The organism is Methylibium petroleiphilum PM1 (assembly GCF_000015725.1).
Lineage (GTDB): Bacteria > Pseudomonadota > Gammaproteobacteria > Burkholderiales > Burkholderiaceae_C > Methylibium > Methylibium petroleiphilum.
Map to the genome: position 1 here is coordinate 3,445,915 of NC_008825.1, position 12,034 is coordinate 3,457,948.

A 12,034-nucleotide genomic window follows, 5' to 3' on the forward strand; every position below is an offset into this window, starting at 1 on the left:
GGCGTTGCGCCACGCTCACTGCTTCAGGATCGCCAGCCCCTTCAGGTACTCGCCCTCGGGGAAGTTCACCGTCGTCGGGTGGTCCGGCGCCGCCTCCAGCCGTTCGAGCAGGTAGCCGTCGACCCCGGCATCGAGTCCGGCGCCGGCGACGATCTTGTGGAACAGGGCGGCGTCGACACCGCCGGAGCACGAGAACGTGAACAGCAGGCCGCCGGGCACCAGTAGCTTCAGCGCGAGGCGGTTGATGTCCTTGTAGGCGCGTGACGCGCGCTCGGCGTGCGCCGCCGTCGGCGCGAACTTCGGCGGGTCGAGCACGATGGCGTCGAAGCTCGCGCCGAGCTCGAGATGGCGCCGCAGCGTGCCGTTCACGTCGGCGTCCAGCGCCTCGTGCCGCGCCGCATCGAAGCCGTTCAGCTGCACGTGCTCGCTCGCCCGCGCCAGCGCCGGGCCGGACGAATCGACGCTGATCACCTGCTGCGCGCCGCCGGCCAGCGCGGCGACCGAGAAGCCGCCGGTGTAGCTGTAGCAGTTCAGCACGCGCCGGCAGCCGAACTGCCGCACCAGCTGCATGAAGCGCAGCCGGTTGTCGCGCTGGTCGAGGTAGTAGCCGGTCTTGTGGCCCTCCGCCACATCGACCTTCAGTTGCCAACCGTGCTCGCGGATCGTGAGTTCGGTCGCGCCCTCGTCGGCAGCGGGCCGGCGCAGCCAGCCGGTCGCGCTCGGCAGGCCCTCGAGCTCGCGCACGTTGGCGTCGGAACGCTCGTACAGCCGCGCGCACCCGGTGGCCGCCAGCAGGGCCTCGGCGATGGCCGGCTTCCAGCGCTCGACGCCAGCGCCGAGGAACTGTGCGCTCAGCGTGTCGCCGTAGCGATCGACGATCAGCCCGGGCAGGCCGTCGGCTTCGCCATGCACCAGGCGCTGGGCGTCGCTGTCGATCGCCAACCGCGCACGCAGCGCGACCGCGCGCTCGACGCGCCGCGCGAACAGGCTCGCATCGACGCGCTCGGCCACATCGAAACTCCAGGCCCGCACGCGGATCTGCGACGCCGGGCTGTAGGCACCCCACGCGAGGAAGCTGCCGTCGTGGGCGTCGATCCGCACGGTCTCGCCCGGATCGGCTTTCCCGGAGGCGATGCTGCCCTCGAACACCCAGGGATGGCGGCGCAGCAGCGAGCGCTCCTTGCCGGCGCGCAGACGGATCGATTTCATGACCGGATTGTCGCGTGGGGCGGCGCGCGCCGGCGCCGCCGGCGCCGCCGGCGACGCATCACGACTTCTTGCGCGCCCGCGGGTGGGCCGCGTCGTAGGCCTTGGCCAGGTGCTGGAAGTCGAGCTTGGTGTAGACCTGCGTGGTCGTGATGTTGGCGTGCCCCAGCAGCTCCTGCACAGCGCGCAGGTCGCCGCTGGACTGCAGCAGGTGCGAGGCATAGCTGTGCCGCAGCATGTGCGGGTGCACATGGGTCGGCAGGCCGGCCTGGATGGCCCGCTCCTTCAGCCGCGTGCGCACCTGCGAGGCCGTCAGCCGCCGGCCGTGGCGGCTGACGAACAGCGCCGGCTCGTCGACCTGCGCCACGCTGCCGCGCTGCGCCAGCCAGTCGTCCAGCGCGGCAAGCGCCGCCCGGCCCACCGGCACGCTGCGCCGCTTGCTGCCCTTGCCGAGCACGTGCGCCTCGGCGTCGGCGCGGTCGATCCAGCCCAGCGCGCCACCGCCGGGCGTCACGTCCAGGTCCACCAGTTCGGCCACCCGCAGGCCGCAGCCATAGAGCAGTTCGACCAGGCAGCGGTCGCGCGCCTCGAGCCGCGCATCGCCGTCGACCTGCCGGTGATCGGCCAGTGCCACGGCATGGTCGACCGACAGCGCCTTCGGCAACGGCTTGGCCGCGCGAGGCGCCCGCAGCCCTTCGACCGGGTTCAGCGCCACCCGGCCTTCGTGCCCGAGCCAGCGGTACAGCCCGCGCCAGGCCGACAGCGCGATCGCGATGCTGCGCGGCGCCAGCCCGCCGGCATGCAACCGCGCCATCCAGTGGCGCACGTGGTGCGGCTGCACGGCACGCAGGGCTACGCCGTCGCGCTGCGCCGCTTCGCCGAGCCGCCGAAAGGCCTCCTCGTAGTTGAGCAGGGTCTTGGCCGACAGGCGGCGCTCGACGCGCAGGTGCTGGAGGTGCCCGACGACATCGGCGTCGAGCGGCAGCGGCGCGGCCGGTGTGCCATCCGGAGGCTCGCGGCGGGTGGCGACGGCGCTCCGGCGTCGGGCGGCCGCGGGCGCCGACGGCACGATGGGCCTCGTCAGTGCACCGGCAGCAGCCGGTGCAGGCCGGCGCTGGCCAGCTCGCCGATGCGCACCAGGAACTCGGTGCCCATGTCGGCGGTGTAGCGCGTCGGGTCGGGCGAGCCCAGCACCAGCATGCCGAAGGCCGGCGCGGACGGGTCGTGGCGCAGCGGCAGCATCGCGAGCGACACCACCGCGCCCGACTCGTCGAACCAGCCGGCGGCCTCGAATCCCGAGTTCACGCCGCAGTAGGGCTGCGTCAGGCTGGTCGCGAAGCTCTTCACCTCGTCGCTCACCGGGCGCGCAAAGGCCAGCGACTCGAAGGCATCGGCCGCGCCCCACACGCGGATGCCGGCCTGCGGGATCAGGAACTCGTGCTTCAGCTGCTCCACCAGCACGGTCGGCAGGTCGCTGGCGTTGTTGGTCAGCATGATCGAGCGCGTCCAGCGGTGCAGCTTGTCGGCGATCGCCACGTTCTCCTGGCCGTGGCGGATCATCTCGACCAGCCGCATCTCGAGGCCGCGGATCTTCTCGCGCAGCATCTCCATCTGGCGCTCCTGCAGCGAGACCGCGCGGTTGCCGTGCGGGCTGGTGAGCTGCACGCTGGCCAGCGTGTCGGCATGGCGCTCGAAGAAGCCAGGCGTCTGCTGCAGGAAACTCGCGATGTCGTCCTCGGTAATGCCTTGCGTGCTCATCTGGGTCAGTCTCCCTGTTCCGGTAAATCGATCTCGCCGACGTACACGCTCTCGGCGGGGCCGGTCATCCACACCGGCGCGTCGCTGCGGCCGGCCCATTCGATCGTCAGTTCGCCGCCGCGCGTGTCCACGTCGACCGGCGTGCCGGCGCGCAGCCAGCCGAGGCGGATGCCCGCCACCACCGCGGCGCAGGCACCGGTGCCGCAGGCCAGCGTCTCGCCGGCGCCGCGCTCGTACACGCGCAGCTTCACATGGGTATCGCTCAGCACCTGCAGGAAGCCGGCGTTCACGCGCTGCGGGAAACGCGTGTGGCGCTCGACGAGCGGGCCCAGTTCGGCCACCGGCGCCTCGTCGACGCCCCCGCTGCCGAACTGCGCCACGTTCATCACCGCATGCGGGTTGCCCATCGACACCACCGCAGCCTCCACCGTGCGGTCCGCCGCGTCCAGCGGCCACAGCGCAAAGCCGTTCAGCTCGCGCGGCTGCAGGCCGGCGGCGTCGAACGGTACGCGGGCGGGCTCGAACACCGGCGCACCCATGTCCACGGTGACGCGGCCGTCCACCAGCCAGCGCGGTTCGATCACGCCGCCGGCGGTGCGCACGCGGATCGCGCTCTTCTTCGTGAGGCCGGCCTCGCGCACGTAGCGAACGAAGCAGCGCGCCCCGTTGCCGCATTGCTCGACCTCGCTGCCGTCGGCATTGACGATGCGGTAGGTGAAGTCGATGCCGGGCTCGTCGCTCGCGCCGACGATCAGGACCTGATCCGCGCCGACGCCGAAGCGCCGGTCGGCCAGATAGCGGTACTGCGCCGGGCTCAGCGTCAGCGGCTCTCGGGTGGCGTCGAGCACGACGAAGTCGTTGCCCGCGCCCTGCATCTTGGTGAACCGCAGCTTCATGATGACGGGATTATCGACCCCTCCCGTGCCGCCAGCCGACAATGAGGCGTCCTCGATCCCGGCTCCGCGCCGCTCCTCCGTGCCCACGACCCCGATCCCTCCCGCCGCTGCGGCCCGGCCGCCCGCGGCGGAACCGCGCACGCAGTTCTTCGACGAGGCGCGCGCCGCCCTCGCCGACCACCGCCTCGTCAAGATGGTGCTGGCCGGCCCGCGCGGGCCCCGGCCCGACCTGCAGCGCGTGCTGGTGCGGCCGCTCACGCTGAAGGGCCGCGCCTGCCTGTCGCTGACCTACAACCACCGCACGAAGGACGTGACGAAGAACCTGCCGGTCGAGGAGGGCCTGTCCACGGTGGCCGAGCTGATCGACAGCGCCTTCGACAACCTGCACCTGCTGACCCCCGACGGCGAACTGCAGCTCGCCATCAGCCGCAAGGGCAAGGCCACGCTGCGGCGCAGCCGCAAGCCCGCCGCGCCGGCCGATGCCGCCGCCGAGAACCCGGAACAGCCCTCCGCACTGGCGAACGGCGGGTCCGACGCGCCGACGGCCGCACCGCCTTCGCACGACCGCGAGAAGCACCGCTACGTCGACCCGCAGCAGCCCTTCCTCGTCGCCCTGGGCGTCACCGACGCCCAGCACCGCGTGGTGCCGGCCATGGCACGCAAGTGGAAGCAGATCAACAAGTTCATCGAGGTGCTGGCCCACGCGCTGGCGTCGGCTCCGTCGCTCGCGCAGGCTCAGGGTGAGCAGCCGCTGCAGGTGCTGGACTTCGGTGCCGGCAAGGGCTACCTCACCTTCGCGGTGCACGACCACCTGCGCCGCACGCTGCACCGCCCGGTCCGGGTCACCGGCGTCGACCTGAAGGACGACATGGTCGCTCTGGGCAACGCCACCGCGCAGCAGCTCGGCCTGGACGGCCTGTCCTTCGAGCTGGGCGACGTGCGCAGCTACGCGGCCCGGCCGGTCGACATCATGATCGCGCTGCACGCCTGCGACATCGCCACCGATCACGCGATGCACATGGGCATCCGCTCGGGCGCGCGCATCATCATGTGCTCGCCTTGCTGCCACAAGCAGCTGCGCCCGCAGCTGCGCAGCCCCACGCTGCTGCTGCCGCTGCTGCGGCACGGCATCCACCTCGGCCAGGAGGCCGAGATGCTGACCGACGGCCTGCGCGCGCTGCTGCTGGAGGCCGAGGGCTACGACACCCAGGTGTTCGAGTTCACCTCGCTCGAGCACACCCAGAAGAACAAGATGATCCTGGCGGTGAAGCGCGAGCACCCGAGGGCCGCCGAACCGCTGCGCGAGCAGGTGCGCGCGCTGAAGGACTACTACGGCGTCCAGGAGCAATGCCTGGAGACGCTGCTGGCGACCGACCGCGCGGAGGCCGCGCCGCAACCCGGCAGCGCCGGCTGAACGGCCCGCAGCGGCGCGCCGCTACAGCAGACCCTCCGCCAGCGAACGCGTCACCTCGGCGGCCGGCAACGCGAGGCAGCCGCTCGCGTTCTGCCCCGACCACAGCGGCGAGAAGTCGCCGCTGCCCTGCTTCTCGGCGTGTGCGCGCAGCGGCGCGATCGCCGCGGTGGCCAGCGGGAACGCGGGCGCGGCCGGGTTCATCGGCCCCAGCTCGCGCATCACACGGTTGACGATGCCGCGCGCGGGCCGGCCGGTGAACAGGCGCGTGAGGGCCGTGTGGCGCGCGGCGTCGCTCTGCAGCGCGGCGCGGTGCAGCGCGCTGGTGGTCGCTTCCGGGCACAGCAGGTAGGCCGTGCCCACCTGCACGCCGGCCGCGCCCAGGGCCAGCGCTGCGGCCACGCCGTTCGCATCGGCAATGCCGCCGGCCGCGATCACCGGCACGCGCACCGCCCGCACCACCTGGGGCAGCAGCGCGAAGGTCCCGAGCTGGGCGCTCAGGTCGTCGGACAGGAAGTGGCCGCGGTGGCCGCCGGCCTCCAGGCCCTGGGCGATGACGGCGTCGACCCCGTGGTCCTCGAGCCAGCGCGCCTCGTCGACCGTGGTGGCCGACGCCAGCAGCTTCGCGCCCCAGCGCCGCACGCGCACCATCAGCTCGGCCGACGGGAGCCCGAAGTGGAAGCTCACCACCGGCGGCTCGAACTCGGCCAGCAGCTCCGCCTCCTCGGCACCGAACGCGCGTCGCCCCGGGCCCGGCGGGATGGCCGAGGCGTCGATACCGAACTCGCGGTAGTACGGCGCCAGCGTGGCCCGCCAGTTCGCCTCGCGCTCGCTGCTGGGCACGGGCGGTGCATGGCAGAAGAAGTTGACGTTGTAGGGGCGTGCGGTCCGTTCGCGGATCGCGGCCAGCTCGCTGCGCAGCGCGTCTGCGCCCAGCATCGCGGCCGGCAGCGAGCCCAGCCCGCCGGCGTTGCTGACGGCGACGGTCATCGCGCCGACCTGCACGCCAGCCATCGGCGCCTGGATGATCGGCAGCTCGGTGCCGAGCAGGGCGAGCAGTTGGGAGGTGGCAGCGCTGGACATGGTGTCTCCTTGCGGTCGGTAGGCGGTGGGCGCTCGGCCGCACGCGCGTCGGGTGGCGCCGTGGTGCGGGAGAAAGCGGCCCCTCAGTGAGTCTGCAGGAAGCGCAGCACGCGATCGTTGATCGCATCGGGCCGCTCGACCCAGAAGAAGTGGCCCACGCCGTCGATGCGGTCGACCTCGGAGCCCGGGCCCAGTTGGCCGAGCATGGCCTCGGCCGCCGCCGCGTCGAGCGCGATGCAGCCGTCGTCGTTGCCGTGCAGGTAGAGCGTGGGCTGCGGCACCGGCCGGCCCAGCACCGCGGCATGCTCGTCGGCCCAGGCCGGCGTGCCGAAGCGCTGCGGAGCGAAGAAGTCGCGGTAGTAGCCCAGCGCCGCGTGCAGGTGGGCCGGGTCGCGCAGGCAGGCCTTCACGTGCGCCATCTCCGCCGCAGGCTCGTGGCCCGGCGACCAGTCGCGCCACAACTGCTCGAGGAAGGCCAGGTCGTTCGCGGCCACCCAGCGTTCGGCGATGTCCATCTGGAACAGCCAGAAGTAGAACGAGCGCTTGAGCTGCGGGTAGCGCGACGCGATCGCCCCGAACACGCGGAAGTGCGGCACGCTGCCGATCACCGCGCGGCGCCAGCGCGCGGGCTCGGCGGCCAGCGCACCGTAGGCGGCGAAGGCACCCCAGTCGTGGGCGATCAGCACGGCGTCACCGGCGCCGCCCAGCGCCTGGTGCAGCGCGTTGGGATCGTTCGCCAGCGCGCGGCTCGAGAAGTCGCCGTCGGCCGGCACCCCGGTCGGCGCATAGCCGCGCATGAAGGGTGCCACGGCGCGGTAGCCGGCCCGGGCCAGGCGCGGCAGCAGATGGCGGTAGGTCCAGGGCGAATCGGGAAATCCGTGCAGGCACAGTGCCAGTGGCCCGCTGCCGGCCTCGAGATAGTGGAACTGCAGGCCGGCGGCGCGCACGCTGCCGCGCCGGAATTCCGAGGCTGCCTGTTCGTCCATTGCGTTCTCCTTCCCGGCGCCCACGGATGCGCTTCCCGGGCCCCGACGTTCAGCGGAAGGCCGCTTCCATCTCGCGGCGGAACTGCACCGCCTCGCTGCGGGCATCGAACTCCACGTCGTTCCATCCGACCGGCCGCCCGTCGGCGATGTCGCGCTTGAGCCTGACCTTGTGCGCCAGCCCCAGCGGCAGGTAGCCGCCGGCCAGCGAGGTGGCCGCCGGCATCAGCTTGCCGTAGACGGTGTAGCCGCCCTCGCCGTCGAGCACCTCGCCGGCACGCAGCGCGCGCTTGGCGGTCGCCACCACGTCGCCGCGCCATCCGGTGGCCGCGCCGGTCGCCTCGCGGCGCAGGCCGGCGCTGGCCACGCTGATGCCGAGTTCCAGGCCGATCAGGTGGAAGGGCTTGTACATCGACGAGTACTCGCCGCTCGGGTCGGTGACAAGGCCGTACTCCTTGAAGCAGCGGCGCACGTACTCGCTGTCGGCCGCGAAGGTGACGTAGACGCCCCAGCGCAGGTCGCGGAACACCGGGCGGCCGTCGCGCTCCAGCGAGGAGATCACCTCCACCTGGCCGCGGTGCTGCAGCAGGCCGCCGTCGGCGCGCGGCTTGAGCAGGCGCGCCAGGTCATCCACGCCGCAGGGCGGGAAGGCCAGCCCGTCGTCGGCCGGTGTCAGGCCGCAGGCGTTGGACACCGCGGCCATCTCGATGGCGCTCTTGGTGCCGTCGAGGAAGCTGTTGAACATCTGCGCGTTCATGCCGCCCGCCCTGGCGTCGTCGGCGCTCAGGCCGTAGTGGTTCCACACCGTATCGGGCGTGCTGGCGTGGTAGCTCGGCAGGTACTTGGTGCCCTTGCCGGCGGCCACCACCTGGAAGCCCGCAGTGCGCGCCCAGTCGACCATCTCGCAGATCAGCGCCGGCTGGTCGCCGTAGGCCAGCGAGTAGACGATGCCGGCCTCGCGCGCCTTGCGCGCCAGCAGCGGGCCGGCCAGCGCGTCGGCCTCCACGTTGACCATCACGATGTGCTTGCCGTGCCGGCAGCACGCCAGCACGTGGGCAATGCCGGCGGCCGGCGAGCCGGTGGCGTCGATCACCACCTCGACCGCGTCGCTGGCGATCACGGCCGGCGTGTCGTCGGTGAGGCAGGTGCTGCCGCTGCGATGGGCGTCGTCCAGGGTCTTCGCGCCGAGCCGGTCCTCGTCCCAGCCTACCGACAGCAGCGCCGCCTTCGCGCGTGCCGGGCTCAGGTCGGACACCGCCACCAGGTGCAGTCCGGGGGTGCGGCGCACCTGACTCAGGAACATGGAGCCGAACTTGCCGGCGCCGATCAGGGCCACCCGCAGCGGGCGGCCGTCGGCGGCGCGCTGCGCGAGCATGGCGTGAAGGTTCATGGGGCGTCTCCTGTCGAGGGTGTAGCGGGTGGAGCGCGCTCCGTCGGGGAAGTTCAGCCGCCGTACAGCGGCGCCTCGCCGGGCGGTCGCGTCTTGAAGCGCTTGTGGACCCAAAGATACTGCGCCACGTGCTCGCGGATGCGCTCCTCGATCCAGCGGTTCATGCGCAGGGTGTCGGCCTCGGCATCAACGGTCGGGAAGTCGTCCCAGGGCTCGAAGAAGCGCACCCGGTAGCCGCGTCCGCCGGGCAGCATGTAGGCGATGACCGGCTGCACCTTCATGCCCAGCAGCCGCGCCATGCGCGACGGCGCCAGCAGCGTGGCGGCCGGCACGCCGAAGAAGGGCACGAAGGCCGCATCCTTGGCGCCGAAATCCATGTCGGGCAGATTGAAGAAGCCCATGCCGTCCTTGATGGCGCGCATCAGCGGCTTGGCGGTCTCGTTGCGCGCGAAGATCCTGGCGTTGCCGTAGCGCAGCCGGGCGCGTCGCAGCGCTGCGTCGAACACCTTGTTGCTCTGCGCCTGGTAGATGGAACAGCCGGGCCGCGCCACGAACAGCTGCACCGCGGCGCCGGCCACGTCGAGGCCCATGAAGTGCGGCACCAGCCACATCACCGGGCCGTCGTGGGTATCGGCGAAGCTGGCCGGCCCCTCGATGTGCATCAAGCGACGCAGGCGGGCCGGCGAGGCATACCAGAGCAGGCCGCGCTCGAGCAGGCTGCGGCCCAGCCAATGGAAATGCTCGCGCGCCAGCGCCTGGCGCTGGTCTTCGGTCCAGGCCGGGAAACACAGCGCGAGGTTGCGCAGCGCGATGCGCCGGCGCGACCCGGCCACGTGCCACAGCAGCCGCCCGAGGCCGCGGCCCAGCGCGGCGAGGATCGGCAAGGGCAGCCAGTGCAGCAGCCACAGCAGGAAGAGAACGAGGCGCATGTCAGTCGTCGGCGCCGGCGACACCGCCGGAGCGTGGTTGCTTGTAGCGGTGGTAGCCCCACAGGTATTGCTGCGGGCACTGGCGGATCAGGCCTTCCATCGCGCGGTTGATGGCCGCGGCGGCCTCGGCCGGGTCGGCGGGCAGCGGCTCGCCGAGCTCGCTGACGCGCACCCGGTAGCCAGCGCCGCCGGGCAGGCGCTCGCCCCAGATCAGCAGCAGCGCCGCACCGGTCTGCTGCACCAGGCGCGCGGCCAGGGTCATCGTGTAGGCCGGCTGGCCGAAGAACGGCGCCCACACGCCCAGGCCCTCGGGCGGTACCTGGTCAGGCAGCAGGCCGACGACCTCGCCTCGCTTGAGCGCGCGGATCATCTGGCGCACGCCACCCAGCGTGGCGGGCGCGGCATCGAGCCCGGGCCGGCGGCGCGCCGCCTCGACCAGCGGGCGCAGCCAGGGCTTGCGCGCCGGGCGGTAGAGCACCGTCATCGCGCCGCGGCCGGCGCCGTAGTGCTCGGCATACGACTGCCCCACGACCTCGAAGCAGCCGAGGTGGGGCGTCAGCATCACCAGCCCGCGACCGGCGGCCTGGGCCCGTTCGATCAGTTCGCCGCCCTGCCACTGCACCGTCATCGGCAGCGCGGCCTCGGGCGGGCGGGCCCACAGCGGTGGCAGCTCGGTGAGCATGCGGCCGGCCGCGCCGATGGCCTGCCGCGCCTGCGGCCACGGCACGCCGGCGAGCGCCACGTTGGCGCGGAAGCGGCGCCGGTAGTCGCCCGAGGCGGCATAGACCAGCCAGCCGATCGGCGCGCCGAGGCCGTGCAGCAGCCACAGCGGCCAGCCGGACAGCACGCGCATCAGGGTCGTCAGGAATCGGCTCATCGAGGGTCGTTAGAATTGTGGCGTCGCCGAGTTACGGAACTACTTGCGGGGCGATTGCAGGGCCGGTCGGGTCTGCCGGGTCGAAGGACCCAACAAACCGCTAAAGCGTTCGCCGCTCCTCCCGACCCGGGCCGGCAACGCGAGTTGCAATGGATCGATTGATGGAGTTTAAGAGTGGCCAACGACTTCCTTTTCACCTCTGAGTCCGTCTCCGAAGGGCACCCCGACAAGGTGGCCGACCAGATCTCGGACGCCATCCTCGATGCGATCTTCGCGCAGGACCCGCGCTCGCGCGTGGCGGCCGAGACGCTGACCAACACCGGCCTCGTGGTGCTGGCCGGCGAGATCACGACCAACGCGCACGTCGACTACATCCAGGTCGCGCGCGACACGATCAAGCGCATCGGCTACGACAACACCGAGTACGGCATCGACTACAAGGGCTGCGCGGTGCTGGTGGCCTACGACAAGCAGAGCAACGACATCGCGCAGGGCGTCGACCAGGCCAGCGACGACCACCTGAACACCGGCGCCGGCGACCAGGGCCTGATGTTCGGCTACGCCTGCGACGAGACGCCCGAGCTGATGCCCGCGCCGATCTACTATGCGCACCGCCTCGTCGAGCGTCAGGCGCAGCTGCGCAAGGACGGCCGCCTGCCCTTCCTGCGGCCCGACGCGAAGAGCCAGGTGACGATGCGCTACGTGGACGGCAAGCCGCACAGCATCGACACCGTGGTGCTGTCCACCCAGCACAGCCCCGACCAGAGCGAGACCGCGAAGAAGATGAAGGCCTCGTTCACCGAGGCCATCATCGAAGAGATCATCAAGCCGGTGCTGCCCAAGGAATGGCTGAAGGACACCAAGTACCTGATCAACCCGACCGGCCGCTTCGTCATCGGCGGCCCCCAGGGTGACTGCGGCCTGACCGGCCGCAAGATCATCGTCGACACCTATGGCGGCGCCTGCCCGCACGGCGGCGGTGCGTTCTCCGGCAAGGACCCGACCAAGGTCGACCGCTCGGCCGCCTATGCCGCGCGCTACGTGGCCAAGAACATCGTCGCCGCCGGCCTGGCGCGGCAGTGCCAGATCCAGGTGGCCTACGCGATCGGCGTGGCGCGGCCGATGAACATCACGGTCTACACCGAAGGCACCGGCGTGATCCCCGACGACCAGCTCGCCAGGCTGGTGGCCGAGCACTTCGACCTGCGCCCCAAGGGCATCATCCAGATGCTCGATCTGCTGCGCCCGATCTATGAGAAAACCGCAGCCTACGGCCACTTCGGCCGCGAAGAACCCGAGTTCAGCTGGGAGAAGACCGACAAGGCGAACGCGCTGCGAGCAGCGGCCGGGCGTTGAGCCCGGCAGGCGCGTAGCGCCTCGTTCGCCTTGGGGCGAAGTTCATGTCGCGCAACGACGTGAACGCAGACCACAAAGCTGCGGCGCAGGCTCACTTCGCGCCAGCGAAGTGAAGGGCCTCCAGGCCCGTGCCGCAGCCAGAAGA

At 71.8% G+C, this 12,034-nt stretch carries 11 protein-coding genes; 2 read left to right on the top strand and 9 right to left on the bottom strand.

Translation table 11 applies throughout. The annotated features are described in order from the left end of the window. Positions 1-15: 15 nt before the first annotated feature. From MPE_RS16370 to dapF, 4 genes are read right to left on the bottom strand one after another with little or no spacing between them, the layout of a single operon-like run. Positions 16-1,209 carry a class I SAM-dependent rRNA methyltransferase gene (locus MPE_RS16370; RefSeq protein ID WP_011830818.1) on the bottom strand — a complete coding sequence of 398 codons (1,194 nt, stop codon included), beginning with the start codon at positions 1,207-1,209 and terminating at the stop codon, positions 16-18. Between the two features lie 58 nt (positions 1,210-1,267). Next, positions 1,268-2,275, bottom strand: a complete 1,008-nt coding sequence (locus MPE_RS16375; RefSeq protein WP_011830819.1) for a tyrosine recombinase XerC — start codon at positions 2,273-2,275, stop codon at positions 1,268-1,270. Positions 2,276-2,286: 11 nt separating this feature from the next. Continuing rightward, positions 2,287-2,964 carry a DUF484 family protein gene (locus MPE_RS16380; RefSeq protein ID WP_011830820.1) on the bottom strand — a complete coding sequence of 226 codons (678 nt, stop codon included), beginning with the start codon at positions 2,962-2,964 and terminating at the stop codon, positions 2,287-2,289. Between the two features lie 5 nt (positions 2,965-2,969). Then, positions 2,970-3,860, bottom strand: a complete 891-nt coding sequence (gene dapF / locus MPE_RS16385) for a diaminopimelate epimerase (RefSeq protein ID WP_011830821.1) — start codon at positions 3,858-3,860, stop codon at positions 2,970-2,972. Positions 3,861-3,939: 79 nt separating this feature from the next. On the opposite strand from dapF, the gene MPE_RS16390 reads away from it, so the two are divergent. Beyond that, entirely contained in the window at positions 3,940-5,274 is a 1,335-nt protein-coding gene (locus tag MPE_RS16390; RefSeq protein WP_011830822.1) for a class I SAM-dependent methyltransferase, read from the top strand. A 21-nt stretch (positions 5,275-5,295) separates the two neighbouring features. Here MPE_RS16390 and MPE_RS16395 read toward each other — a convergent pair whose 3' ends face one another. The 5 genes from MPE_RS16395 to MPE_RS16415 all read right to left on the bottom strand — a co-directional run bounded on the left by MPE_RS16395 (position 5,296) and on the right by MPE_RS16415 (position 10,533). Further along, a complete protein-coding gene (locus tag MPE_RS16395) occupies positions 5,296-6,354 on the bottom strand; it encodes an NAD(P)H-dependent flavin oxidoreductase (RefSeq protein ID WP_011830823.1) in 1,059 nt (352 codons plus the stop codon). 83 nt (positions 6,355-6,437) lie between these two features. Further along, positions 6,438-7,340 (bottom strand): alpha/beta fold hydrolase, encoded by a 903-nt coding sequence (locus tag MPE_RS16400; RefSeq protein WP_011830824.1) that lies wholly within the window; start codon positions 7,338-7,340, stop codon positions 6,438-6,440. A gap of 49 nt (positions 7,341-7,389) precedes the next feature. Beyond that, positions 7,390-8,727, bottom strand: coding sequence for an NAD(P)H-dependent oxidoreductase (locus MPE_RS16405; protein WP_011830825.1), 1,338 nt, complete (start codon positions 8,725-8,727; stop codon positions 7,390-7,392). Between the two features lie 53 nt (positions 8,728-8,780). Next, positions 8,781-9,656, bottom strand: coding sequence for an LpxL/LpxP family acyltransferase (locus tag MPE_RS16410; RefSeq protein ID WP_011830826.1), 876 nt, complete (start codon positions 9,654-9,656; stop codon positions 8,781-8,783). 1 nt (position 9,657) lies between these two features. Next, a complete protein-coding gene (locus tag MPE_RS16415; protein WP_011830827.1) occupies positions 9,658-10,533 on the bottom strand; it encodes a lysophospholipid acyltransferase family protein in 876 nt (291 codons plus the stop codon). Between the two features lie 174 nt (positions 10,534-10,707). Here MPE_RS16415 and metK point away from each other — a divergent pair, with 174 nt between their 5' ends. Beyond that, positions 10,708-11,889 (top strand): methionine adenosyltransferase, encoded by a 1,182-nt coding sequence (gene metK, locus MPE_RS16420; protein WP_011830828.1) that lies wholly within the window; start codon positions 10,708-10,710, stop codon positions 11,887-11,889. The last annotated feature ends 145 nt before the right edge of the window (positions 11,890-12,034 follow it).

What these genes read in the sequence shown, in the direction of transcription:
- MPE_RS16395 (WP_011830823.1), bottom strand. Translation starts at nt 6,354, where the DNA reads ATGTCCAGCGCTGCCACCTCCCAACTGCTCGCCCTGCTCGGCACCGAG.
- MPE_RS16400 (WP_011830824.1), bottom strand. Translation starts at nt 7,340, where the DNA reads ATGGACGAACAGGCAGCCTCGGAATTCCGGCGCGGCAGCGTGCGCGCC.
- MPE_RS16405 (WP_011830825.1), bottom strand. Translation starts at nt 8,727, where the DNA reads ATGAACCTTCACGCCATGCTCGCGCAGCGCGCCGCCGACGGCCGCCCG.
- dapF (WP_011830821.1), bottom strand. Translation starts at nt 3,860, where the DNA reads ATGAAGCTGCGGTTCACCAAGATGCAGGGCGCGGGCAACGACTTCGTC.
- MPE_RS16415 (WP_011830827.1), bottom strand. Translation starts at nt 10,533, where the DNA reads ATGAGCCGATTCCTGACGACCCTGATGCGCGTGCTGTCCGGCTGGCCG.
- MPE_RS16410 (WP_011830826.1), bottom strand. Translation starts at nt 9,656, where the DNA reads ATGCGCCTCGTTCTCTTCCTGCTGTGGCTGCTGCACTGGCTGCCCTTG.
- MPE_RS16380 (WP_011830820.1), bottom strand. Translation starts at nt 2,964, where the DNA reads ATGAGCACGCAAGGCATTACCGAGGACGACATCGCGAGTTTCCTGCAG.
- MPE_RS16370 (WP_011830818.1), bottom strand. Translation starts at nt 1,209, where the DNA reads ATGAAATCGATCCGTCTGCGCGCCGGCAAGGAGCGCTCGCTGCTGCGC.